General features: G+C 37.8%; 27 protein-coding genes and 1 pseudogene. 24 read left to right on the top strand and 4 right to left on the bottom strand.

The genetic code is table 11. The annotated features are described in order from the left end of the window. Positions 1-58 precede the first annotated feature (58 nt). From rlmD to ACTO1Y_RS02680, 13 genes and pseudogenes are all read left to right on the top strand, one after another. Positions 59-1,417: a 23S rRNA (uracil(1939)-C(5))-methyltransferase RlmD gene (rlmD, locus tag ACTO1Y_RS02740; RefSeq protein ID WP_441348256.1), complete on the top strand. Its 1,359-nt coding sequence runs from the start codon at positions 59-61 to the stop codon at positions 1,415-1,417. Between the two features lie 225 nt (positions 1,418-1,642). Then, positions 1,643-2,071, top strand: a complete 429-nt coding sequence (aac(6'), locus tag ACTO1Y_RS02735) for an aminoglycoside 6'-N-acetyltransferase (protein WP_006149746.1) — start codon at positions 1,643-1,645, stop codon at positions 2,069-2,071. 48 nt (positions 2,072-2,119) lie between these two features. Then, positions 2,120-2,728, top strand: a pseudogene (locus ACTO1Y_RS02730) (Type 1 glutamine amidotransferase-like domain-containing protein). Positions 2,729-2,906: 178 nt separating this feature from the next. Then, a complete protein-coding gene (locus tag ACTO1Y_RS02725) occupies positions 2,907-3,659 on the top strand; it encodes a CPBP family intramembrane glutamic endopeptidase (protein ID WP_254725954.1) in 753 nt (250 codons plus the stop codon). An 88-nt stretch (positions 3,660-3,747) separates the two neighbouring features. After that, the gene (locus ACTO1Y_RS02720; protein WP_254725953.1) at positions 3,748-4,239 is read left to right on the top strand and encodes a phosphoribosylanthranilate isomerase; all 492 of its coding nucleotides are present in this window, start codon (positions 3,748-3,750) and stop codon (positions 4,237-4,239) included. A gap of 232 nt (positions 4,240-4,471) precedes the next feature. Beyond that, positions 4,472-5,257: an alpha/beta fold hydrolase gene (locus ACTO1Y_RS02715; protein ID WP_235084115.1), complete on the top strand. Its 786-nt coding sequence runs from the start codon at positions 4,472-4,474 to the stop codon at positions 5,255-5,257. 21 nt (positions 5,258-5,278) lie between these two features. Beyond that, positions 5,279-5,407, top strand: a complete 129-nt coding sequence (locus ACTO1Y_RS02710) for an ADP-ribosylglycohydrolase (protein WP_080560899.1) — start codon at positions 5,279-5,281, stop codon at positions 5,405-5,407. A gap of 104 nt (positions 5,408-5,511) precedes the next feature. Next, positions 5,512-6,129, top strand: a complete 618-nt coding sequence (locus tag ACTO1Y_RS02705) for an SAP domain-containing protein (RefSeq protein WP_006150683.1) — start codon at positions 5,512-5,514, stop codon at positions 6,127-6,129. 115 nt (positions 6,130-6,244) lie between these two features. Beyond that, positions 6,245-6,907 (top strand): DUF443 family protein, encoded by a 663-nt coding sequence (locus ACTO1Y_RS02700; RefSeq protein ID WP_006150696.1) that lies wholly within the window; start codon positions 6,245-6,247, stop codon positions 6,905-6,907. 166 nt (positions 6,908-7,073) lie between these two features. Further along, entirely contained in the window at positions 7,074-7,835 is a 762-nt protein-coding gene (locus tag ACTO1Y_RS02695) for a hypothetical protein (RefSeq protein ID WP_006150707.1), read from the top strand. Positions 7,836-7,864: 29 nt separating this feature from the next. After that, positions 7,865-8,224 (top strand): insulin activator factor, encoded by a 360-nt coding sequence (locus ACTO1Y_RS02690; RefSeq protein WP_441348255.1) that lies wholly within the window; start codon positions 7,865-7,867, stop codon positions 8,222-8,224. 172 nt (positions 8,225-8,396) lie between these two features. Further along, on the top strand, positions 8,397-9,278 hold the full coding sequence (locus ACTO1Y_RS02685) for a diacylglycerol/lipid kinase family protein (protein WP_006150701.1): 882 nt from the start codon (positions 8,397-8,399) through the stop codon (positions 9,276-9,278). A gap of 112 nt (positions 9,279-9,390) precedes the next feature. Then, the gene (locus ACTO1Y_RS02680) at positions 9,391-9,702 is read left to right on the top strand and encodes a hypothetical protein (protein ID WP_006150722.1); all 312 of its coding nucleotides are present in this window, start codon (positions 9,391-9,393) and stop codon (positions 9,700-9,702) included. Positions 9,703-9,754: 52 nt separating this feature from the next. On the opposite strand, the gene ACTO1Y_RS02675 is transcribed toward ACTO1Y_RS02680, so the two are convergent. Further along, positions 9,755-10,774 (bottom strand): hypothetical protein, encoded by a 1,020-nt coding sequence (locus tag ACTO1Y_RS02675; protein ID WP_441348254.1) that lies wholly within the window; start codon positions 10,772-10,774, stop codon positions 9,755-9,757. Positions 10,775-11,025: 251 nt separating this feature from the next. Between ACTO1Y_RS02675 and ACTO1Y_RS02670 the strand changes: the two genes are divergently transcribed. The 7 genes from ACTO1Y_RS02670 to aguB all read left to right on the top strand — a co-directional run bounded on the left by ACTO1Y_RS02670 (position 11,026) and on the right by aguB (position 19,306). Beyond that, on the top strand, positions 11,026-12,042 hold the full coding sequence (locus tag ACTO1Y_RS02670) for a hypothetical protein (protein WP_441348253.1): 1,017 nt from the start codon (positions 11,026-11,028) through the stop codon (positions 12,040-12,042). A 598-nt stretch (positions 12,043-12,640) separates the two neighbouring features. After that, positions 12,641-14,095, top strand: coding sequence for an aminotransferase class I/II-fold pyridoxal phosphate-dependent enzyme (locus tag ACTO1Y_RS02665; protein WP_254804010.1), 1,455 nt, complete (start codon positions 12,641-12,643; stop codon positions 14,093-14,095). Further along, entirely contained in the window at positions 14,096-14,956 is an 861-nt protein-coding gene (gene speE, locus ACTO1Y_RS02660; protein ID WP_049504668.1) for a polyamine aminopropyltransferase, read from the top strand. It begins immediately after the preceding gene. After that, on the top strand, positions 14,953-16,212 hold the full coding sequence (locus tag ACTO1Y_RS02655; protein ID WP_441348252.1) for a saccharopine dehydrogenase family protein: 1,260 nt from the start codon (positions 14,953-14,955) through the stop codon (positions 16,210-16,212). The genes speE and ACTO1Y_RS02655 overlap by 4 nt, the downstream gene beginning before the upstream one ends. Next, the gene (gene nspC / locus ACTO1Y_RS02650) at positions 16,212-17,339 is read left to right on the top strand and encodes a carboxynorspermidine decarboxylase (RefSeq protein ID WP_441348251.1); all 1,128 of its coding nucleotides are present in this window, start codon (positions 16,212-16,214) and stop codon (positions 17,337-17,339) included. The genes ACTO1Y_RS02655 and nspC overlap by 1 nt, the downstream gene beginning before the upstream one ends. Then, positions 17,336-18,421: an agmatine deiminase gene (gene aguA / locus ACTO1Y_RS02645; RefSeq protein WP_441348250.1), complete on the top strand. Its 1,086-nt coding sequence runs from the start codon at positions 17,336-17,338 to the stop codon at positions 18,419-18,421. The genes nspC and aguA overlap by 4 nt, the downstream gene beginning before the upstream one ends. A 9-nt stretch (positions 18,422-18,430) precedes the next feature. After that, entirely contained in the window at positions 18,431-19,306 is an 876-nt protein-coding gene (gene aguB, locus ACTO1Y_RS02640) for an N-carbamoylputrescine amidase (protein WP_441348249.1), read from the top strand. 31 nt (positions 19,307-19,337) lie between these two features. On the opposite strand, the gene ACTO1Y_RS02635 is transcribed toward aguB, so the two are convergent. The 3 genes from ACTO1Y_RS02635 to ACTO1Y_RS02625 are packed head-to-tail and all read right to left on the bottom strand — an operon-like array spanning position 19,338 to position 21,187. Beyond that, positions 19,338-20,153, bottom strand: a complete 816-nt coding sequence (locus ACTO1Y_RS02635) for a TIGR03943 family putative permease subunit (RefSeq protein WP_441348248.1) — start codon at positions 20,151-20,153, stop codon at positions 19,338-19,340. Further along, on the bottom strand, positions 20,150-21,055 hold the full coding sequence (locus ACTO1Y_RS02630) for a permease (protein WP_441348247.1): 906 nt from the start codon (positions 21,053-21,055) through the stop codon (positions 20,150-20,152). Before ACTO1Y_RS02630 ends, ACTO1Y_RS02635 begins: the two co-directional genes overlap by 4 nt. Beyond that, on the bottom strand, positions 21,056-21,187 hold the full coding sequence (locus tag ACTO1Y_RS02625) for an SPJ_0845 family protein (protein WP_148131582.1): 132 nt from the start codon (positions 21,185-21,187) through the stop codon (positions 21,056-21,058). Between the two features lie 155 nt (positions 21,188-21,342). Here ACTO1Y_RS02625 and ACTO1Y_RS02620 point away from each other — a divergent pair, with 155 nt between their 5' ends. From ACTO1Y_RS02620 to ACTO1Y_RS02605, 4 genes are all read left to right on the top strand, one after another. Then, entirely contained in the window at positions 21,343-23,481 is a 2,139-nt protein-coding gene (locus ACTO1Y_RS02620) for a Tex family protein (RefSeq protein WP_441348246.1), read from the top strand. Continuing rightward, on the top strand, positions 23,468-23,917 hold the full coding sequence (locus ACTO1Y_RS02615; RefSeq protein WP_441348245.1) for a SprT family protein: 450 nt from the start codon (positions 23,468-23,470) through the stop codon (positions 23,915-23,917). The genes ACTO1Y_RS02620 and ACTO1Y_RS02615 overlap by 14 nt, the downstream gene beginning before the upstream one ends. A 59-nt stretch (positions 23,918-23,976) precedes the next feature. Beyond that, positions 23,977-24,249 carry a PspC domain-containing protein gene (locus tag ACTO1Y_RS02610; RefSeq protein WP_441348244.1) on the top strand — a complete coding sequence of 91 codons (273 nt, stop codon included), beginning with the start codon at positions 23,977-23,979 and terminating at the stop codon, positions 24,247-24,249. 339 nt (positions 24,250-24,588) lie between these two features. After that, positions 24,589-25,347, top strand: coding sequence for an ABC transporter ATP-binding protein (locus tag ACTO1Y_RS02605; RefSeq protein ID WP_006152604.1), 759 nt, complete (start codon positions 24,589-24,591; stop codon positions 25,345-25,347).

Below are 25,347 nucleotides of genomic sequence, written 5' to 3'. Positions count from 1 at the left end.
ATAGATGGTAACAGGATTGTTGCCGTCTTTTTTTGTCGGCTCATAGAAAGTGAAAATTATGTTAAAGAAAAATGATATTGTAGAAGTTGAGATTGTCGATTTGACCCATGAAGGAGCAGGTGTTGCCAAGGTAGATGGCTTGGTCTTTTTTGTAGAGAATGCTCTGCCGACTGAAAAAATCCTTATGCGTGTCCTTAAAGTCAACAAGAAGATTGGTTTTGGTAAGGTCGAGAAGTATCTCGTTCAGTCACCTCATCGTAATCAAGATTTAGATATGGCTTATTTGCGTTCGGGTATCGCTGACTTGGGGCATTTTGCTTATCCAGAGCAACTTAAGTTTAAAACTAAACAAGTAAAAGACAGCCTTTATAAGATTGCCGAAATCACGGATGTAGAGGTCGCTGATACACTTGGTATGAAACATCCGATCAAGTATCGTAACAAGGCACAAGTCCCTGTTCGCCGAGTAAATGGTGTTCTAGAAACGGGTTTCTTTCGTAAGAATTCTCACGACCTTATGCCCTTGGAAGATTTTTACATTCAGGATCCAGTTATTGATCAGGTTATTTTGGCTTTACGTGATTTGCTTCGCCGTTATGACTTGAAGTCTTATGATGAGAAGGAGCAGTCTGGCTTGATTCGTAACCTTGTTGTTCGTCGCGGACATCATTCAGGTCAAATCATGGTTATATTAGTGACAACTCGTCCAAAAGTCTTTCGAGTTGAACAGTTGATTGAACAATTGATTAAGCATTTCCCAGAAATTGTGTCTGTCATGCAGAATATCAATGACCAAAACACCAATGCGATTTTCGGGAAAGAATGGCGGGTTCTCTATGGTCAAGACTACATTACCGATCAAATGTTGGGTAATGATTTCCAAATCTCTGGACCAGCCTTTTACCAGGTCAATACAGAAATGGCGGAGAAGCTCTATCAGACAGCAATTGACTTTGCTGATTTAAGAGAAGACGATGTGGTTATTGATGCCTACTCAGGAATTGGGACCATTGGACTATCCGTCGCTAAACACGTTAAGGAAGTTTATGGCGTAGAAGTCATCCCAGAAGCCGTGGAGAATAGCCAGAAGAATGCTAGTTTAAACGGCATCACCAATGCCCACTATGTCTGCGATACAGCTGAAAATGCCATGAAGAATTGGCTCAAGGAAGGTATCCAACCAACCGTGATCTTGGTCGATCCACCCCGCAAGGGCTTAACCGAAAGCTTTATCAAAGCAAGCGCCCAAACAGGAGCTAAACGCATCGCCTATATCTCCTGTAACGTCGCAACCATGGCGCGTGATATCAAACTCTACCAAGAGTTGGGCTATGAATTGAAGAAAGTCCAGCCGGTGGATCTTTTTCCGCAAACGCATCATGTTGAGGCGGTATCACTACTTGTACGAGCTACATAGTAGCGAAGTAGAAGTAGATGCTCCGCCCATGGGATAGGACTCGTAGAATGAGGAGGGGCACCGACGCGATGATACGGTAAGTCCGAACCGCTGAGTGCGTGGCTCTACTCTTCCGATCTGAGACAGTCGAAAAGTAGAAGGGGATGGTATTGGTATCAATCAATGAGTAACAAAGTAACAGCATGATTCGTAACATTTGCTTGTAATTCGCGGAGGAACATCAATATGGATGGAATAACAAAAGATTCTATAAAAACGGCTAAATTAATGAAACAATTATGGCCCCAATTGACCGATAAAGAAGCTATTGATGAAGTAAAGAGATATACGAATGGCAAAAATACTGCAATCTTTACTGAAGTTGAAGGTGACACAATTATAGGTCTAGCACTATGTTCACTCAGATTTGATTATGTTGAAGGTTGTAAATATAGTCCTGTTGGATTCTTAGAAGGGATTATTGTCGACGATGAATATCGTTTAAAGGATATTGCTAAAAATCTCTGTACAAAATGTGAGGAATGGGCGAAAAATAAAGGATGTAAGGAATTTGCAAGTGACTGTACTTTAACGAATACCGATTCTATAAAATTTCATCTCAATATTGGATTTCAGGAGGCAAATAGAATTATCCATTTTAAGAAAGAATTATAATTTCAGAACGCGGTCAAAACTTATGTATTTTTTAGAAAGTGTGAAAGATTGGACGAACAAATTTTTTTAATGGGTGGAAATCCGCCGATAAAGAACCATACGATTGTTAATAAAATTGTGTCATCAAGGAAGATTGGAAGAATTGTTATTTTTACAGTTTTTCGAGATAATTGGCAACCCTATATGAAAAAGTACACGGAAGTTTTCCAAAGTCAATTTCCTAATCTAAACACTGATTACTTACTTTTGGACTCTTAGCAGATTGATTTTGATAGCTATTTAGATGCTGATCTAATTATCATTGGTGGTGGAAATACGGAAAAATATATAGCTACTTACGTCAATCAGGAATTCAAAAATTATATCGATCACATGATTAATAAAGGGGCGAAAGTTATAGGTTTTTCTGCAGGAGCCCTATTATTAGGAGAAAAAGTCTATGTCTCACCTAATGATAATTCAGATCATCAGATAAAGATAAAAAATGGATTAGGAATCTTTAGTCAGTTTTTAATTAGTGTCCATTATGATTCATGGAATGATAAAGCAAATAAGGATATAGCTGAAGGACTTGTTGATGTTCCCATAATTCCACTAAATGATCACTCATGTCTTATATTGAATAAACTTGGAAATATCATAGAGAAAATTGACTAGTTTTTATCATGCGAATCTGAATCTATGAAACTAAAGTATTGACGAAATGAATAATGAAAAGCCTTGATTGTAAGGCTTTTTTTGTATTTTTGTGATAAAATATAGGTAGTTATAATCAAGACCAACTAATAAGCAGTAACAAATATTACATTTAAAATAATCAAGATATGGAGATGAAATGACAGAAATTGATAAAAGGAATTTAAAAAATTATCTTTATATTACATTTGGAATTACTTATATAACATGGGGGCTTCTCGCCATAATTACGCAATCTCATATTTTGGGATTAGAAACGATTATAGCGAGATCATTACATATAGTAGGTGCACTTGGACCAGCTATTGCAAGTGGCTTTTATTTAAAAAGGAATAATATAAAATTTCAACATTTTCTATTTGGTAAGAAAGGAAATAGTAGTATTTATTTCATTATTCATTTGTTAGCAATTTTGATACTATTTTCTGTATCTTCCTTAGAATTAAATGAATTATCAATTTATCTGATGCCATTATTCTTTATTCAATTACTCTTTTTTGGTGGTGGTCACGAAGAATTAGGATGGAGAGGCATACTACAACCCTTACTTGATAAAAAATATACTTATTGGAAATCTAATTTGATTGTAGGATCAATTTGGGGGATTTGGCATCTGCCTTTATGGTTTATAGTAGGAGAAAGTCATCAAGGATTTCCTTTTATTTTATTTTTTATATATACGTTATTTTTAAGTTTTGTTTTAGGACTTCTTTACCGTCAAACCCAATCTGTCGGTTACTGCATATTATTTCATGCGTTCGCAAATTTGTTAAATCTCTATTTTGTGCTGAAGATTAATCTTATTTTTATTATCATTTTTATTGCTTATTTAATTTATACAATATTGGCGAGTAATAGAATTAGTAAGGAAAAGAATTTGTATCCAAAATAAATGGATACACTCTAGAAAATGAAGATGATTTTGTTCAAGGTAATAAAGTAGAAATAACGAACATTTATATGAAAGGTTTAGAGTATACATGAGTCTCTTATTTGAAGAATTTAAAACCATTTGTTTCCATTTAAATCGAGTCGGAATTACACCGACATTGATGGGGTCTTTGGGATTGGAGTTTAGAACGAAAGAAAATTGGGGGCCGTCTGACATTGACATTCATGTGCCTGGTGATCCAAGAGGTTGGGAAGCACCTGACCATCTCAGAATTTATGACTGGGACAAGATAATGAAAGTGATGAAAGACTTAGGCTACGTCCTAATAGATATTCATGAGCATGAATTCAAAAAGGATAGAGAGAGTGTTGAATTTGGAAGTATCGATTCCTTACTTGATTTTGCAGGAGTTTCAGAATCGGATATAGAGCTTATTCACATTGAAGGCATCACTTTTCGTCTTCCAAGTCTGGAGCAGTATCTAAGTATTTACAAAGCTTCTTCTCAAGACTCCTATCGAAATGATCACAATAACAATAAGGATTTTAAAAAGATCGAGTGGCTGGAAAGACATTTATAAATTATCATATGAAAAGTAGTAAGTTGTAAGACTGGCTGCTATGTTATTTTTATTGCTTATTTAATTTATACAATATTGGCGAGTAATAGAATTAGTAATTAAAAAATATTTTAAATTTTTGATCAGCTTAACTATTATTGAAAGTAACGATTGATGTATTTAGATTACTGCTTCTTTAAACAGATTAAACAAGGACGTATCTATTGAAAGTCTCACAGTAAGGAGTTTATATATGAAATTCCATGAATTTGGGGATAAGAATTTGCTTCCTATCCTATTGATACATGGCGGTGGCAGTTCTTGGTGGAATTATCTTCGTCAAGCACGGATTTTGTCAGAAGACTACCGTGTTATTCTACCCACTTTGAATGGCCATGGTGAAGAGTATCAACTCGATTATGTTTCTACGGAAGATTCTGCTTTGGAGATCCTAAACTATATCAAAGCAAACTATGGTGGAAAGTTGTTTGCGATCGGTGGCGTTTCTCTTGGTGGTCAAATTGCCATGGAACTTTTATCCTTAGACAGCGAGATAGCTGAGAAGGCCATCATAGATGGAAGCCTCTGTATTCCTCAACCAAGGTTAGCTAAAATCAGCATCTTTCTAGTATCACTATTTGATAAACTGTTGTTCAGTAAATTCTCTTGCAAACTTCAATTAAGCATGATGGACAAACTCTATCCTAAACTGGCTTATCCAGAGGAGATAAAAGCATATTATTTAGAGGATCTGCCAAGGACACCTATCAAAACATTGGTGACCATTTACAAAACCTATATGGGACGTTACAAGCTGAAGGATACGATTTCTGCTAGTAAGGCCCAGGTTCTGTATATCTATGGTGAAAAAGAATTAAACTGTGTGAAAGCATCAGCGAAATTATTTCAGCAGCTACATCCAAATACGATCCTGTATGAAGCAAAGGGCTATAACCATGGCTATTTATCAGCTTACCTACCTCAAGAGTGGATTGATTTGGTAGTACCATTTTTAAAGAGTGATCCATTGGGAATCTGATATGCTGTAAGGAGGAATCTTATGCTAGGAGCAATAGTAGGAGACATTGTAGGTTCTGTTTACGAATGGGGAAATATTAAAACGAAAGGCTTTCCATTATTTCGTGAGGATTGTTTTTTCACGGACGATACGGTAAGTTCGAACCGCTGAGTGTGTGAGTTTGTTAGTGAAACGTAGTTAATCCTCAAAATAAAGAAACTAAAACTCCATTATTTTGAGATGAAAACCTAAACTGTTTTTAAGGAGGTGAAATATTGATAGAAAGCAGACCTATGTTTGAAAAAATCTCATCCTTTGATGAATTTAATAAATATTACTGGTATCGTGATGAACTTTCACAGATATGCAGGTCATTAGGGCTTGAATATAGAGGTACAAAACAAGAACTCAATGATATTATTGAGCAGTACTTCAAGGGAAACTTGATTAAAAAACCATCAGTAAAAAGAAATAAGAAACGAGTAGAAGTCGTTACCTTAGATACGCCCTTACTTGAATGTAGATTCGCCTTTAATGCACACTTTAGAGAATATTTCTCTACTTTAACAGGTGTTTCGCCCTTTAAATTTACTGCTGATATGGCCACTGCCTGGAGAAAAGTAAAAAGGGAACATGATTTGAGTTTTACAATCCAAGACATGCTAAAAGTTTATTATGGAGATTCAGATTATGCCAAGTATGACCATTCGGTTTGTCAATGGAATCAATTTTTAAAGGATTTCTGTGTAGACGAAAATAGTGCCAACTACTTGAATAAACTAAAAGTAGCTTCTATTCTTTGGAAAGAAGTTAGAAATTCAAGTAATGAAAAAATTTATTCAAAGAATCTTTTAACTAAATATGCAGATAAAATAAACGAGTATGGTGAGTAGGATATTATTTATTTGCTTAATAAACAATTTAAAAAAGCCAATACAAAAAAAGTAAAACAAATAAGGTCTTTGATATAAGAATTAATTTAACTCTGATAAGATTTGAAAGGTGATTATGAAAGTAAAATTTAAAGAAACGAATAAGTTTTTTTTCAAAATAGTAGAAGTAGAGGGAGAAAAGTATATTCTAGATTTGACGACCGTTAGCCCCAAATCCTATTTCTGGGGTTCTATTCCTGATGAGATTACTGCAAAAATGCAAAAGTTAGATAAAAGAGATACGCGTTTTGAAAGTGTGGCTCCAACTATGAGTAAATCGATTGGGGTTGCAATTGGTACAGCAATAGGGGGTTCTGGCTATCGTCTAGTGACGAATTTTTTTAGAAACAATGGGATTAGTCACAACCTTCCTTTAAAGATAGGCTTATATGGCCTGTTCATCTTCCTAGCTTATCTTGTTTTCTGGTTCATTGCCATAAGAGCTCGTCATAGTGTCCAAAAAAGACTTGAGAATAAAGTTTCAAACTATCAAATAACCTTTAAACCAGTAGGAAATAAACGTCAATTAAAACATTACAAACTTCTTCCTTTTATCCTTGTTCCGACTCTTGGATGTTTTGCATTCTATCTATATACTGTTAATGGAACAGAGGGAGCCTTACTTGTTATTAATAGTATTCTATTGTTGGGATTCTTTACAGTGATTTTAGGCATGTCACCACTCCGAGAAAGTGTCGAAAAGCAAGAGATTATTTTTGAAAAAATCGAGCAGTTATAAGTTAAGATGAAAGCTATTTTATGATCCTCTTTTGCAGGTCACATTGGGTTATTTTATCAGAAAAAATTATGTAATAGCGAAGAAAGTGTTTATGTTGCTCAATAACTCATTTAAGGTTCAGAACTTCTCTCGTAATGACATTTTATAATTTAGAAAAGGTGTAAAAATGAATTATTTAGAAATACGCAAGAAATATGGATTTTATAGAAAAGTCGTGATTGTTTTGGCTGTTCTTCTCATTCTTTCTGTAGCTTGGATGGTGAAAGATAGGACTATTCAAACCCTTTGTATTTTATTCATAAATGCACTCTTATTTCTTTTCATTGCACTAATCAGAAGAGGGTATGTAAGGAGTGGTACTAAGTTACTGTATATGGACTTAGATTTACCATCTTGGAAGCAATACATTGAATTGAAGAAAGATGCAAAAAGAGCTATTATAAAAATGGATGTGACACTAACATCTGTTGGGTATTCCTATATGATTGGTGATTTCGATGCTGCCATTAAGGAGGCTTCTGAAGCAATGACTGATCAAAAACTGAAGCTGAAATATAGGGATTTTTTAGAAAGTTATCTTATTCGTTCGACAGTTCTTGCAAATCCTAACCTGACCAGGGACCAGCTTAATCTTATGCTAAACAAAATGTCCATCTCAGATTCCTCTCTAGCCGAGAAAACAAAAAGCGTGAGTATCGCACTTTACGATTTAACAATTGCTCATCAATCCAATGATTACTTTGAAGACTTGGAAAACGAATTTAAATATCAACAATTGGAAATCACTTACTATCAAGCTTTGAACTCTGAATTAAAAGGAGATATGACTAGGGCGAATGAATTGTTTAGAATACTCGCTCAAGAAGATGAACAGCTCTATATCGTCCAGAAGTCTAAAGGATTTTTAAATAGTGAATCTATTAATTAGCAATGAATAAGTACAGAAAAGGATTGAATATGAAATCAAACAGTTTATTTTTTTTTAATGAAATTTTTGCTTTAACGTGCTCTCCCATTATTGCATTTGCATTTTTCTATAGATGGGAGATAAGATTTATCAATGGGGCTCTTCGTTTTGTTGATAAACCAGCATGGGCTTTTTCAGTAAATTTAATTAGTTTTATATTTCTTGTTTGTTCTATACTTGCAATTTTCATTTATAGAAAAGAATCAAATGGTCGTAAGAAAAGCTTTTTGTTTCTTTTAGTTGCATCTATCACAGGTTTTATCCCCTTCCTTTCATTTTTTTCAGCAATTTTTGCTCTTATTGCTGGAATTTTATATCTGGTTGATTTTAATCGATTGGTAAAAGAATAAACTAGAAGGTATTTATCATTTTCAGCATATCCAACCTTTTTTAGAACTGATTCTCTCAATCTCCAGTACGTCTGATTTCTATTTTCTGAGGTTTCATTTTATAATAGCATTATATGTAATGACTGATGTAGTTACACTAACATTTCTATTTAAAAATTAAGGAGTATTATCAATGAAAAAAGCAATGTTAATTATAAACCCTACCTCTGGTGGGGAAAAGGCTTTGGATTATAAGGTCAAGCTGGAGAATAAGGCCAAAGATTATTTTGAGCACGTGGAAACCAAAATTACTGAAAAAGCGCTGGATGCAACACACTTTGCTGAGGAAGCCTCTCGTGAGCAGTACGATGCAGTCCTTGTTTTTGGTGGGGATGGTACTGTTAATGAAGTAATCTCTGGCATCGCTGAGAAAGACTACATTCCGAAACTTGCGATTATTCCAGGAGGAACTGGAAATCTCATCACGAAACTATTAGAAATCAATCAAGATATTGACGGTGCGATTGACGAGCTTGATTTTAGTTCTACCAACAAGATTGATATCGGAAAATCTAACGGAAACTATTTTGGTTATATCTTTAGTATTGGTTCATTACCAGAAGCCATACATAATGTTGGGATAGAAGATAAGACGAAGTTTGGCATGCTCGCCTATGCGATTAATACCATGAAGTCTGTGGTTACAGATCAAGTATTTAACATTACAGTTGAGACTGAAAATGGAAATTATATTGGCCCAGCCAGCCATGTTTTAGTTCTCCTCACCAATTATTTCGCTGACAAGAAGATTTTTGACGAAAACAAGGATGGTTATGCCAATATTTTGATTTTAAAAGATGCGTCTATTCTCACTAAATTGTCTGTAATCCCTGATTTATTAAAGGGAGATGTTGTCGTAAATGATAATATCGAGTATCTAAAAGCTCGTCACATCAAAATCTCTTCAGATAGTGAATTAGAAACAGATGTTGATGGTGACAAATCAGATAATTTACCAGTAGAAATCAAGGTACTAGGGCAGCATATAGAACTTTATTCACAGTTAAAAGAATAAGAAATTTTTAACAAAGAAATACATAAACGTGGGTATCTAGATATACCATTTTCATGAATAGTAAGAATAGCTCTCATACAAAAACAAGTCGTTGAAGATAAGGAGTAAAAATATGGAATTACAAGATTTTACCGAAAAAGAACAAGAAATGATAAAAAAGGGATTAACTTTCTCTAAACTTAGTGATAAAGAAACTGCTGATAAGATTATCGCCTTAATCCCTCAAGATTATATAAAACGTATACCGTTTTTCGTTAGAAAACATGCTATTACACGCACAGTCAAGAGAATTTCGCTTGAGTACCCAGAATTATACGCAGTCGCTGAACAAGAAGGCCAGCTTCCAACAAAGGAAGCCCAAGAATTGCGACAAATTCTTACAGATATTTTCCAAGAAAAAATGAACAAGCATAAGATAAAGTAGTTTTTAATCATTTACTTAATCCTATACTTGCTCGTATTGAAATGATACTATCTTATTCCCACATACTGTGTTGAGCTCTAACACCATAACTCTCTATAGAACCGTCTGAATTGAACTTGGCTTCAATCAGGTATCTTTTCCAGAGGTCGTAATCTGCTGTTTGAATAGTTAGGATAAAGTTGTTATCCTTATCAGAGACATTGTAATCAGCAGGATTGACTTCAAAGATATCGATTAATTTTCGTGTTTGAAAATCTTGGAGCTTGAGATTGGCTAAACTGACATGATTGATAGAAATTTCCTGCAACTGATGGGGATCCTTGGGCGTTCTATAGTAGGTAATGACACAGTTTTTGAGTTGATCAGTATCTTTTCCTGTAGGAGTAAGGCTCATAAAGCCATAGGATTGATCATCCCGCTTGACTTCAAGAAGCTGACCGTAGTAGAAGTGGTCGTTTTTTGGATTGGTGATTGGACTATCTGCGCCTTTATCTTCGAAGGTGAATCCATGCTCTAAAAGCTCGGAAGCCTTGGTTTCTCCGATAATGATAGTGGTATCTTGAATGGTAACTGGAACTGGTTGAGCTGGAAGACCACTCATCATGATGCAGAACATAAAAACATAACTTGTTAAAAAAACTGTCCCAATAAAAGCATTGGTTGATGCATAGGCATGACTGTTATGAAAGTTTTTTCTGATAGTTAGTACAATAAATTTACCAATACTTTTTAAAACCATACTAACAAGTACGATGAAAAATTGTTTTTTCAAACATTCATAAACTGCTTGAGGAAAGCTATTACCATGATAGTAGAAGACAGCCAAAACGAGTAGATTTACGATTAAATAGATCAACAAGAACCAATGGATCTCTTTTAGGGCATTGGCATCAGTGATTTCTTCATAATCAACGTGAATTCTTCCTTGAATAGCATGCCCAAGTTTATAAATCCATTTGGGAATTTCCTTGCCTTTTTTTACTGCGATTACAAGTCTGATATAGAGATAAAAGGTAAAGGATAAGGATAGAAAGAAAAGAGCATAAAAAATCAAAACAATAGTAGTGAACATGGCTATTTCCCCTTTTTTCACCAATGAATACAGATCAATTTATTAGCTCCATTATAGCACTTTCTAGGGAAATAGCGCCAGAAATATCAGCAAAATCCTTAAAGATAAAAAGATGGGAATCATTGCCATTTAGGCTATACCGATTTTACTGATAGAAGGTAGTCCTTTCTTACTAATCGTTTTATTAGTCGGGAATTTGCTTTTAAAGAGAAAGATAAGATTTGAGATAGAACATAAAGGAGTAGAGAGCCATGGGTAGAGCGGTAATTATAGGAACTTTAATGGTTTTTACAATCTTTAATCTGCTGCTCGGTCTGGGCTTTTATCTCTTTCTAAAAAAGAGGAAAGAGAATGGGCAGTCATTGTACGAAACCCCTGTAAATCAACAAACTCGAACAGAAAAACTGGGTTTAGGCGAGATTTTGGTCTACCTGTCCCTGATTGCTATTGCAGGGATCTTTGCTTTTCAGACCTTAAATAGAGGTGGTGTTGGGAATTCTATTTTAGCCAAAATGATCCTCCTACCTGCACTAATGGCTCTTTTCAATGCGAGAAAAAGGACTGGAAAGTCATTACTTGCCCTCCTTATAACCTTCCTTGTCTTTCTAGTAGGAGTCATGTTTAATCTCTCGATTGGACTCCCACCTCAAGCACCGATTTTGCAAATTAATGAAAGTAAAATCACGTTAGCAGAAACAAAAGCAAGTGATCTGATGGAAGCTGGATTTGATATCTATGTAAGACAAGGTGATGGTGGTAGCGACTACGAAGACCTCCTGACAGATGGCAATTTCCAAAAGTATCCAGGCGATAAAACAGTCACCATTGAAAAAGGCTTCAGACTTGATAGCAATGCTGTTCCTTACGCTCCCTATCTCCTGGCAAAAGATGGCATAGTACTGGGCAGTATTTCCTTTTACGGTGCTGAGGACCAGGATGTGGCTTTAAAAGATTCTAAGATTATTCAGGTTCGATTTAACAAGGACAGTATCGAGGCAGCGAAAAAACATTCTATCACTTTCAAGTTAGATGAACTCGACTTAACTAAGAGATTGGACCTTCCTCTTGTTCAAAAAACTTTTAAAAAGCATCTATGGTCAATTCCCCCATCACATACAAGTGATGTCACTCAATTGTGGTATGGATTACAGTGGTCCAGCAACAGTGACTCTCTATTTTGGAATGAATATTACAGCCTTATCCGTCTAGATGAAAATTATTTGATGACTGATTTTGAACTGGCTGCGAAAATAGCACGTGATGAGTAGATGGGTTTTTGAATAGTTGACTGTACTTATAACTAATTAAGGAACTAATCGATTTAGTTCCTTTTTAATTTTTTTGAACTTATTTTAAAACGGTTTCTATTTTATGGTTCGTTAATTATTACGAACAAAAAAATGAATTTATTTAAAAAAGTTTCTAAAAATACTTTACAAGTATCTGAAAACATGATATAGTAATGAAGCTTAGAAAATGAGATGATGTTTTCTAGCAAATATAAACCCGAGTAAAAAATGCCTACGGACAGGCAGGGTTGAATGCCGAAGCGTGGTTGAAAAGCCACATTATTGATAGGGTTAAAAGCCTACTTTTATAAGTTGATGTTAGGACATTTGTCCTAATTCGTATAGATTTGTTAGTGTGGTGAAAGCACACGTCATCTTGTGAAACGATCAATAAAGTACGTAATATTTGCTACTAGAGAGTTAGGAAACATCAGGAACAGACATACTCAAAAGAAACAAACATAAACACGTCAGTAGATTGTAGAGCAGGTGCTAACCTGCTCTTTTTTCATAAGTATCCTTTAGAACCTTACATGGTTAAGGTGTAAAAAATATGATAAAGGAGTATGTCTCTATAATGTTAAATCAAAACCAAGCTCCAATTTATGAGGGACTGGTCAAGTTACGAAAAAAAAGAATTGTTCCTTTCGATGTACCAGGTCATAAGCGTGGACGTGGTAACCCAGAATTAGTGGAACTTTTAGGGGAAAAATGTGTAGGTATAGATGTTAATTCTATGAAACCTTTGGACAATCTAGGGCATCCCATTTCGATTATCCGAGAAGCAGAGGAGTTAGCAGCAGAAGCTTTTGGTGCGGCCCATGCCTTTTTAATGATCGGTGGAACAACATCATCAGTACAAACCATGATTCTCTCCACCTGTAAAGCGGGAGATAAGATCATCCTTCCTCGAAATGTCCATAAGTCAGCCATCAACGCTCTCGTTTTATGTGGTGCTATTCCTATCTATATCGAGATGAGTGTGGATCCAAAAATCGGTATTGCACTGGGACTTGAAAATGAGCGTGTAGCACAAGCTATAAAGGACCATCCAGATGCTAAGGCTATCCTAATCAACAATCCAACCTATTATGGGATTTGTTCAGACCTTAAGGGATTAACAGAGATGGCTCACGCCGCAGGAATGAAAGTGTTAGTAGACGAGGCGCACGGTGCTCATCTGCATTTTACAGATAAACTTCCTCTATCCGCTATGGATGCAGGAGCAGATATGTCAGCTGTATCCATGCATAAGTCTGGTGGCAGCTTGACACAAAGTTCGCTTCTTTTAGTTGGTGATCAGATGAATCCTGAGTATGTACGTCAAATCATTAACCTGACACAGTCAACATCAGCATCTTATCTGTTAATGGCTAGTTTAGATGTTTCTCGTAGAAATCTAGCCCTTCGTGGTAAAGAGTCCTTTGAGAAGGTCATTGAGCTATCTGAGTACGCTCGTCGTGAAATCAATGCCATCGGTGGCTACTATGCCTACTCAAAAGAGCTAGTAGACGGTGTGTCTGTTTGCGATTTTGACGTGACCAAACTGTCCGTTTATACTCAGGGAATTGGGCTAACAGGTATTGAAGTTTATGATCTCCTACGAGACGAATATGACATTCAGATTGAGTTTGGAGACATAGGGAATATCTTGGCCTACATTTCGATTGGTGACCGTATCCAAGACATTGAACGCTTGGTTGGTGCTTTGGCTGATATCAAGAGACTTTATTCTAGAGATGGAAAAGACTTGATTGCTGGAGAATATATTCAGCCTGAGTTGGTGCTATCTCCTCAGGAAGCCTTCTATGCAGAGAGAAGAAGCTTAACATTAGACGAGTCCGTTGGCCAGGTCTGTGGGGAATTTGTCATGTGCTATCCTCCAGGAATTCCAATCCTAGCGCCAGGTGAACGCATTACACGAGAAATTGTCGATTATATTCAATTCGCCAAAGAACGTGGTTGTTCCCTCCAAGGAACGGAAGATCCAGAGGTCAATCACATCAATGTTATTGAGAGAAAGGAGAACTAAATGGATTTATGGTTTTCTGAAGTTCATACTCCAGATGTGAAATTATCCCTGAGAACAGCCAAACAACTGTACGCTGGTAAAAGTGAATGGCAGGATATCGAAGTTTTAGACACACCAGCTTTTGGAAAGATTTTGATTTTAAATGGGCATGTCTTGTTTTCAGATGCAGATGATTTTGTATACAACGAAATGACTGTCCACGTTCCCATGGCTGTCCATCCCAATCCAAAGAAAGTCTTGGTTATCGGGGGTGGCGACGGGGGTGTTGCCCAAGTATTAACGCTTTATCCTGAATTGGAACAAATCGATATTGTGGAACCAGATGAGATGCTGGTTGAGGTTTGTCGAGAATACTTCCCAGATTTTGCTGCAGGACTTGATGATCCTCGCGTTACCATTTACTACCAAAATGGACTGAGATTTTTGAGAAACTGTGAAGATGATTACGACATCATCATCAACGATGCGACAGATCCATTTGGACATACAGAAGGGCTCTTTACCAAGGAATTTTACGGCAATAGCTATAGAGCCTTGAAAGAAGACGGAATCATGATTTATCAGCATGGTAGTCCATTTTTTGACGAAGATGAGTCTGCTTGCCGAAGCATGCATCGCAAGGTCAATCAAGCCTTTCCAATCAGTCGGGTTTATCAGGCGCATATTCCAACCAGTCCTGCTGGCTATTGGTTATTTGGGTTTGCATCGAAAAAATATCACCCTGTCAAAGATTTTGATAAGGAAGGCTGGAAAAAACGCCAGCTTTTCACAGAATACTACACTGCAAACTTGCATATTGGTGCCTTTATGTTGCCTAAGTATGTAGAAGACATTTTAGAAGAAGAGGAAGGAAAAAAATGAGTCGTTTATTAGTTATCGGATGTGGGGGCGTTGCCCAAGTTGCTATTTCAAAGATTTGCCAAGATAGCGAAACCTTTACAGAGATTATGATTGCTAGCCGTACCAAGTCAAAATGTGATGACTTGAAAGCTAAATTAGAGGGCAAGACAAGTACTAAAATTGAAACAGCTGCTCTTGATGCTGATAAGGTAGAAGAAGTGATTGCCTTGATTGAAAGCTACAAGCCAGAAGCCGTTTTGAACGTAGCTTTACCATACCAAGATTTGACTATTATGGACGCTTGTTTGGCGACAGGAGTCCACTATATCGACACAGCCAACTATGAGGCTGAGGATACAGAAGACCCAGAATGGCGTGCGATTTATGAGAAACGCTGCAAAGAGCTTGGATTTACGGCTTATTTTGACTATTCATGGCAATGGGCTTACCAAGAAAAATTCAAAGAAGCAGGCTTGACCGCTCTTCTTGGTTCTGGTTTTGACCCAGGTGTAACCAGCGTCTTTACTGCATATGCATTGAAACACTATTTTGATGAAATCCACTATATCGACATTTTAGACTGTAATGGTGGGGACCACGGTTATCCATTTGCAACTAACTTTAATCCCGAAATCAATCTACGCGAGGTGTCTGCACCAGGTTCTTACTGGGAAGATGGAAAATGGGTAGAAGTTGAAGCCATGTCTATCAAGCGTGAGTATGATTTCCCTCAAGTTGGTCAAAAAGACATGTATCTCCTCCACCATGAAGAAATTGAATCATTGGCTAAAAACATCCCAGGTGTTAAACGTATTCGTTTCTTTATGACTTTTGGCCAATCCTATCTAACTCACATGAAATGCTTGGAAAATGTTGGGCTCCTTCGTACAGATACCATTAACTTTAACGGTCAAGAAATCGTGCCAATCCAATTCTTGAAAGCCTTGCTTCCAGATCCTGCAAGCCTTGGCCCACGTACAGTTGGAAAAACCAATATTGGTTGTATCTTTACAGGTGTCAAAGATGGTGTTGAAAAGACTATCTACATCTACAATGTTTGTGACCATCAGGAGTGTTACGCAGAAGTTGGTTCACAGGCAATTTCTTACACAACAGGTGTTCCTGCCATGATTGGGACAAAATTAGTGATGGATGGCACTTGGAAACAACCAGGAGTGTATAATCTTGAAGAGTTGGATCCAGATCCATTCATGGAAGCTTTAAATAAATACGGTTTGCCATGGGTTGTGGTTGAAAATCCACAAATGGTGGACTAATGAAGTTAGAACAAGTACCAACACCTTCTTATATCATTGACTTAGGAAAATTAGAAGAGAATTGTCGCATTCTACAAGAGGTTCAGGAAAAGGCAGGTTGTAAGGTTTTGCTAGCTCAAAAGGCTTATTCCCTCTATAAAACCTATCCTTTGATTAGCCAGTATCTTTCTGGTACAACGGCTAGTGGTCTCTATGAAGCTAGGTTAGCTAGAGAAGAGTTCCCAGGGGAAGTCCATGTATTTGCGCCTGCTTTCAAGGAAGCTGACATGGAAGAGTTGCTTCAAATATCTGATCACATTGTTTTTAATTCGGAGAGACAACTACGAAAATACGGTCAAATTTGTCGTGAGGCTGGTATCAGTGTAGGTCTACGCCTCAATCCTCAGTGTTCTACTCAGGGAGATCACGCGCTCTATGACCCTTGTGCTCCTGGATCCCGTTTCGGAGTGACTTCAGATAAGATACCGAGTGATTTGCTGGACTTGGTGGACGGACTTCATTTCCACACTCTTTGTGAGCAAGGGGCAGATGATTTAGCGACAACCTTGAAAGCAGTAGAAGAGCAGTTTGGGCAATACTTGCATCAGGTTAAATGGCTTAATATGGGTGGTGGACACCATATTACTAGAGCCGACTACGATGTGGACTTACTGATTTCTGAGATTAAGCGAATTCGAGAAACCTATAATCTTGACGTCTATATTGAACCAGGAGAAGCGATTGCTCTTAATGCTGGTTATTTAGCTACTGAAGTCTTAGACATCGTTGAAAATGGGATTGAGACCTTAGTGCTAGACGCTTCAGCAAGCTGTCATATGCCTGATGTCCTTGAAATGCCTTATCGTCCCCCATTGAGAGATGGTTTTGAAGTGCAAGAAAAAAACTATACATATAGACTTTCTTCCAATACCTGTCTAACTGGTGATATCATTGGAGACTACAGTTTCGAAAATCCAGTTGAGATTGGAGATAGACTGTACTTCGAGGACATGGCAATCTACTCCTTTGTCAAAAATAATACCTTTAATGGGATTGGACTGCCAAGTTTGTATCTGATGGATAAAGAGGGTGAGTGCAGTCTAGTCAAAGCATTTGGCTACCAAGACTTTAAGGAGAGATTATCATGATGGACAGTCCCAAAAAATTAGGTTATCGTATGCCTGCAGAGTATGAACCCCATCATGGGACTCTCATGATATGGCCTACTCGACCAGGTTCTTGGCCTTTTCAAGGAAAAGCTGCAAAAACAGCATTTAGCCAGATTATCAAAACCATTGTCCAAGGGGAAACAGTCTACCTTTTGGTGGAGAAGGACTATCTATCTGAAGCACAATCCTATCTTGAAGACAATGTTGTTTATCTAGATATTCCGACAAATGATGCCTGGGCTCGTGATACAGGTCCGACCATTCTCCTCAATGATCAAAGGGAAAAGTTGGCGGTAGATTGGTCTTTCAATGCATGGGGTGGTGCTGTTGACGGTCTTTACCAAGACTATGAAGCAGATGACCAAGTAGCCAGTCGTTTTGCTGATGAGTTGGAAATACCTGTTTACGATGCCAAACCATTTGTACTGGAAGGTGGAGCTATTCATAGTGACGGTCAAGGAACCATTCTTGTAACTGAAAGTTGCCTCCTCAGTCCGGGTCGTAATCCTCACATGACTAAAGAGGAGATTGAAAATGCCTTACTAGAGAGTCTTGGAGCTGAAAAAGTCATCTGGCTACCTTACGGCATTTATCAGGACGAAACCAATGAACACGTCGACAATGTAGTAGCCTTTGTTGGTCCTGCTGAGGTTGTTTTAGCTTGGACGGACGACCAAGACGATCCCCAGTATGCCATGTCTGCTGCAAATCTAGCTCTTTTGGAGAATGAAACAGATGCAAAGGGGCGGAGTTTCACCATCCATAAACTTCCAATTCCAGCGCTTCATCAAGTAGTGACGGAAGAAGATTTGCCGGGCTATTCATATGAAGAAGGAGAAGAGGAGCGCTATGCTGGTGAGCGTTTAGCAGCATCCTATGTGAACTTCTATATTGCCAATAAATCTGTCTTGGTGCCACAATTTCAGGACGAAAACGACCAAGTGGCCTTGGATATCCTGAGTAAGTGTTTCCCAGACCGTGAAGTCGTAGGAATCCCTGCAAGAGATATTCTTTTAGGTGGTGGAAATATCCACTGTATTACCCAACAAATTCCAGAATAGGAGAAAAAGATGAGAAATGTAACGGTTGCAGCTATTCAGATGCAATGCGCTAAGGATGTGGAAACGAATATCCAAACAGCTGAACGTTTGGTCCGTAAAGCTGCAGATCATGGTGCGCAAATTATTCTCTTGCCTGAATTATTTGAACGTCCCTATTTCTGTCAGGAACGTCAGTATGAATACTACCAGTATGCCCAGTCGGTGACAGAAAATACAGCTATTCAGCATTTTAAAGTAATTGCCAAGGAACTAATGGTCGTTTTACCGATCAGTTTCTACGAAAAGGATGGTAATGTCTTATACAATTCGATAGCTGTCATTGATGCAGATGGAGAAGTACTAGGCGTTTATCGGAAGACTCACATTCCTGATGACCATTATTATCAAGAGAAATTCTTCTTTACTCCTGGAAATACTGGTTTTAAAGTTTGGGATACTCGCTATGCCAAGATTGGTATTGGAATCTGCTGGGACCAGTGGTTCCCTGAAACAGCCCGTTGCCTTGCCTTAAATGGTGCAGAATTGCTCTTTTACCCAACAGCCATTGGTTCGGAGCCAATTTTAGATACAGATAGTTGTGGACATTGGCAACGTACCATGCAAGGACACGCAGCAGCAAATATTGTCCCAGTTATTGCAGCCAATCGTTATGGTTTGGAAGAAGTCACTCCTTGCGAGGAAAATGGAGGACAAAGTTCAAGTCTGAATTTCTACGGTTCATCCTTTATGACCGATGAAACAGGAGCTATCTTGACCCAAGCAGAACGACAAGACGAAGCCATCCTGTTAACTACTTATGATCTCGACAAGGGTGCAAATGAACGCCTAAACTGGGGCTTGTTTAGAGATAGAAGGCCGGAAATGTATAAAGATATTGTGAGATAATAACAAAAAGTAGCCCGCTCAGGCTACTTTTTTAAAATTCTTTATAAACATAAGGGTTCTCAGGTTTGTCCACTTTGATGAAAGACTGGACCTCAAGGGTTGGGAGAACCTGGTTGAGTTCCTTGTGATAGTTATTCCTAATCTTGCCTTTGACTCTCACCCAGGTGTTATTCTCATAATGATTGGTATTTCCTATGGTTAAGAGGCCAAAAACTCCTGAATCAGCGATACAGTGCATGATGCCAAAGCGAAAAACAAATTGACTATTAGCATGATTTGGATCGTTATAAACAAAGCCAGTAAACTCGATTTCCTTGCCTTCAAATTCATTTGGATAATCGTAGATAGCTTCCATGACCTCTAGGTAGTTTTCATCATTGATAACTATACTAGATTGAGCTATGTATTTATCAGCACTCTTCCGAATAATATTTTCATGAGCTGTTTGCGAATAAAAGCGACTGGTATCCGGCTTAAGATACTGACTGCTCGTTCCTTCACTTGCTTGGATTGCCTTGTCAGTTCCTTCCGACAAAGGGAAATAATATCCTTTTGCCGATACTGTTTGTGAATCCAGAGTAACTGTTGGAAAAGTGAATCCAACTAACAAAGGCAAACTTAAGAGGACAAAACTAGCAAGCTTGGCTGAAATACTATGTAAGTGACTATGTTCTTTCAAACGCTTGAAGCAAATATAGGCTTGAACGATGGCTAGTAGCAAAGATAAAACCATAGTGATATAAGCCAGATAAGAATAGTGGAGATTTAGATACTGATTGAGCTTACCTGATAGATGTAGATAAAGGGTTAAGAAAAAATAACTCATCAAAATAAGAAATCGTATCATAGCATCACCCCGACTAGATAAGAATAAATAAGTACAACGAGAGTCACTATTGTCATGAACTGCCAAATAAAACGAGTTTTAAGATAGTTCTTCATCATGAGTAAGTTTTTGACATCAAGCATTGGTCCAATAACCAGAAAGGCAAGCACTGGAGCAAAGCCAAAACTGGAGAGAAGTGAAGAGCCAATAAAGGCATCAGCTTCACTACAGAGTGATAGTAGGAAAGATAAGACCATAAGAAGAACAATCGCAAATAGTGGTGTTGAGCTGATAGATGTCAGAACCCGAGTTGGTACATAGACCTGGACTATGCTAGCAAACAGACAACCGAAAACCAAATAACGTCCCATATCAAAAAATTCATCAATAGCTTGGATAAAGACCTGAAGGATTTTTTGACCTTTACTCAAGTGAGAAAAATAATGCTCATGACAAGCCAATTTATATTCCTTTTGAATAGGTCCCTCCCAGAAAAATCCAAGGAAAATACCCAATATAGTACCAACTAGAATTGCGCCCAAAGCTCTTAGAAGAACCATTTGAAAGGAATTGCCAAAAGCTGAATAGGTCGAAAAGAGTACGATAGGATTGATGATAGGAGCTGTTACTAGAAAGGGTACAGCTGTATAGCTTGGAACCTTCTTCTCCAAGAAACGATTAATGATAGGAACAATTCCACATTCACAAGAAGGAAAGAGAAATCCTATAAAGGTACCAAAAAAGATTCTCCCCAAGCGATTTTTAGGGAGAAATTGATAAACTTTTTCAGGAGTGACATAGACTCCAATAGCACCAGAGATTATGCTACCAATTAAGACAAAGGGTAAAGCTTCAAGGATAATTGATAGAAAAATGGCACCAGCTTGTAAAACACTTGAATGCAGGTTTTGAAAGAGATCCATCTATTTTTTCTTTTCTGCTTTTTCTTTCTTTTCTTTGTCATCAGGAAATGTTACTTGTTTCAAATCAGGAAGTTTGGCAAACTCTTCGAACATTTTATCTAAGTCATCAGTTTTTGTAAATTTAACAGCCATAAGGCATACCTCGATTCTTTTAGTTAACACTATTATACTATTATTTCTGGGAAATAGTTATATTTTATAATCAAGTTCCTTTTTATCTTTATAAAGTTGAAATAAAGCAACAAATTAATGAAAACAAGCTTTCCTGCTTATGGTATAATAGTTTCATGGATAAAAAATATGAAAAAATTTCCCAAGATTTGGGTGTAACCTTAAAACAAATTGATACAGTCCTATCTTTGACAGCCGAAGGAGCAACCATTCCCTTTATCGCTCGTTATCGGAAAGACATGACTGGAAGCCTGGACGAAGTAGCTATTAAAGCTATTATCGACCTTGATACAAGCCTAACTGCTCTTAACGATCGTAAAGAAGCTGTTTTAGCAAAAATCAAAGAGCAAGGTAAGTTAACCAAGGAATTAGAAGAAGCAATTCTTGCTGCCGAAAAATTAGCAGATGTCGAAGAACTCTACCTTCCCTATAAGGAAAAACGTCGCACTAAGGCAACGATTGCTCGTGAGGCGGGACTCTTTCCTCTTGCTCGCTTAATCTTACAAAATGTATCTGACCTAGAAAAAGAAGCAGAAACATTTGTCTGTGAAGGTTTTGAGACTCCACAAGATGCTTTAGCGGGTGCAGTTGATATCTTGGTTGAAGCACTATCTGAAGATGTCAACTTGCGTTCAATGACTTATCAAGAGGTCCTTAGACATTCTAAGATTACTTCACAAGTCAAGGACGAAAGTTTGGATGAGAAGCAAGTCTTTCAGATTTATTACGATTTCTCAGAAACAGTTGCCAATATGCAGGGTTACCGTACGCTTGCTCTTAATCGTGGTGAGAAGCTAGGCATTTTGAAGATTGGATTTGAGCATGCAGTTGATCGTATTCAAGCCTTCTTTGCTGCTCGTTTCAAGGTTAAGAATGCTTATATAGACGAAGTGATTCAACAATCTGTTAAGAAAAAAGTATTGCCAGCTATCGAGCGCCGTATTCGCACTGAATTGACAGAAAAGGCAGAAGAAGGAGCTATCCAACTCTTCTCAGAAAACCTTCGTAATCTCCTTCTCGTAGCACCACTAAAAGGACGCGTGGTTCTAGGTTTTGACCCAGCCTTTCGTACAGGGGCTAAGCTTGCAGTAGTTGATGCGACTGGTAAGATGTTGACAACACAAGTTATTTATCCAGTCAAACCAGCTTCAGCTCGTCAGATTGAGGAAGCCAAACGTGATTTAGCAGATTTGATTGGCCAATACGGTGTTGAAATCATCGCTATCGGAAATGGAACTGCCAGCCGTGAGAGTGAAGCCTTTGTTGCTGAAGTTCTTAAAGATTTTCCAAAAGTCAGCTATGTTATTGTTAGCGAAAGTGGTGCTTCTGTATACTCTGCCAGCGAACTTGCCCGTCAAGAGTTTCCTGAGTTAACCGTTGAAAAACGGTCGGCCATTTCTATCGCTCGTCGTTTGCAAGACCCACTTGCAGAATTGGTTAAAATTGATCCCAAATCTATCGGTGTCGGCCAGTACCAGCACGATGTTAGTCAAAAGAAATTGTCTGAAAGTCTGGACTTTGTCGTAGATACCGTCGTTAACCAAGTCGGTGTCAATGTCAACACAGCCAGTCCAGCGCTACTTTCACATGTTGCAGGGCTTAACAAAACGATTTCAGAAAACATCGTTAAGTATCGTGAAGAAGAAGGCAAAGTCACTTCACGTGCTCAAATCAAGAAAGTTCCTCGACTGGGAGCAAAAGCTTTTGAACAGGCAGCAGGTTTCCTTCGCATTCCTGAAAGCAGCAATATCCTTGATAATACAGGTGTTCACCCAGAAAACTATGCAGCGGTTAAAGAACTTTTCAAACGTTTGGACATTAAAGACCTAAATGAAGAAGCACAAGCTAAGCTCAAATCGGTTTCAGTTTTTGACATGGCTCAAGAGCTAGAACTTGGTCAGGAAACTCTGAAAGATATTATTGCTGATCTTCTCAAACCAGGTCGTGATTTCCGTGATTCTTTCGATGCTCCAGTTCTACGCCAAGATGTTTTGGATATCAAGGATTTAAAAGTTGGACAGAAACTTGAGGGAGTAGTTCGCAATGTCGTTGACTTCGGTGCCTTTGTTGATATCGGTATCCATGAGGATGGTCTCATTCATATTTCTCACATGAGCAAGAAATTTATCAAACATCCAAGTCAAGTCGTTTCGGTCGGTGATTTGGTTACTGTTTGGGTGAAGAAAATCGATATCCAACGTGAAAAAGTAAATCTGTCGCTCCTTGCACCAGCTGACTCTAATGAATCTAACTGATTACGTTAGGCAAGTTTCTTTAGAAGACTTCGGAAAACCTTTCAAACACCAGGCTCAATGGAATACTCGTCTGCGGTCGACAGGTGGACGATTTTTCCCTAAGGATGGGCATTTGGATTTTAATCCTAAAGTCTATCAAGAGCTAGGCTTAGAAGTTTTTCGGAAGATTGTTCGTCACGAACTCTGTCATTATCATCTATACTATGAAGGTAAGGGTTATAAGCATAAAGATATAGCTTTTAAAGAACTGCTAAAAGAAGTGGACGGTCTCCGCTTTGTACCTCCTTTATCAAGTGCTCGTCAAAAACCAGCTTTGGTTTATAAATGTCACTCTTGTGGCCAAGTCTATCAAAGAAAGCGTCGAATTGATACCAAACGTTATCTATGTGGTCTTTGTCATGGAAAACTTATCCTACAAAATCCGCCTAAGGACTGATGCAGGGAGCTTTAGTTCATGTTATACTTATTTCAAGAATACCGAAAGAGGTACAAATCATGAATAGAAAATTTTATAAAATGAGACGAAATCGTATGATATCAGGTGTACTTGCTGGTCTATCTGATAGCTGGGATCTTGATGTGACATTGGTGCGCTTCATTTTTGCTATCTTTACAATCGCAAATTTTGGACTCGGAATCATCATCTACATCATCCTAGCCTATATCCTGCCAACTAAGGAAGATATCGAAGCGGAGATGTACGGAACTGGCCCACGCAAGATGAAAGAAGCGGAACCTATCGATGATGATAAAGGTTGGTTTTGGTAAATCGCTTTACCATTCATAAAAAATCAAACCCTTGTAGTATCAAGGGTTTTTCTTTTGCTTAACAATTTGTGGTAAACTAATAGTAGTTGATTTCAAAAAAATATCTTTATCTTACAAAAATGTAAGATTAAAGCTCCAAATGTAAGGTTATGTTATGGAACCAACTCTTTTTTTAGAGTACACTTATATCATAAAGATAAAGGAGCGAAACTATGAAAAAAATTTTACAAAAGAAACAAACAAGTAAACCGAGTCCTAAGGAAATCGAGCGAGTTGAGCTCGGCATTCAAATGATGCAGGCTCAGTTTCAATTAATGGGATATTAAAAAGGAGATTATCATGACACTTTTAGATGTAAAACACGTTCAAAAAATTTATAAAACTCGTTTCCAAGGCAACCAAGTAGAAGCCCTGAAAGACATTCACTTTACTGTAGAAAAAGGCGATTATGTTGCTATCATGGGTGAGTCTGGTTCTGGGAAATCTACCCTACTCAATATTCTCGCCATGCTTGACAAACCAACTCGTGGCCAGGTTTTCCTAAACGGAACTGACACAGCGACCATTAAAAATTCTGAAGCATCAAGTTTCCGTCGTGAGAAGTTAGGCTTTGTCTTCCAAGACTTCAATTTGTTAGATACGCTTTCTGTTAAAGACAATATCTTACTCCCTTTGGTATTGTCTAGAAAGCCTATTACAGAAATGATGAAAAAATTGGTGGTGACTGCTGAAAATCTTGGCATCAATCAATTGCAGGAGAAGTACCCTTATGAAATTTCTGGTGGACAAAAACAACGTGTAGCAGTTGCACGCGCCATCATCACAGAACCAGAAATTCTCCTTGCTGACGAACCGACAGGAGCTCTAGATTCTAAATCATCTGCAGCCCTTCTTGATATTTTTGATCAGATCAACGAACAAGGACAGACCATTCTCATGGTAACCCACTCAACAGCAGCTGCTAGCCGTGCTAAACGCGTCCTCTTCATCAAGGACGGCATTCTCTATAATCAAATCTACCGTGGTGAAAAGACTGATCGTCAGATGTTCCAAGAAATCTCTGACACCTTGACTGTAATGGCAAGTGAGGTGAACTAG

The sequence above is a fragment of the Streptococcus sp. V728 genome (genome assembly GCF_052077995.1).
GTDB classification, from domain to species: domain Bacteria; phylum Bacillota; class Bacilli; order Lactobacillales; family Streptococcaceae; genus Streptococcus; species Streptococcus infantis_B.
The sequence above is the reverse complement of the archived record's forward strand: the minus strand, read 5'-3'. Positions and strand labels throughout refer to the sequence as shown.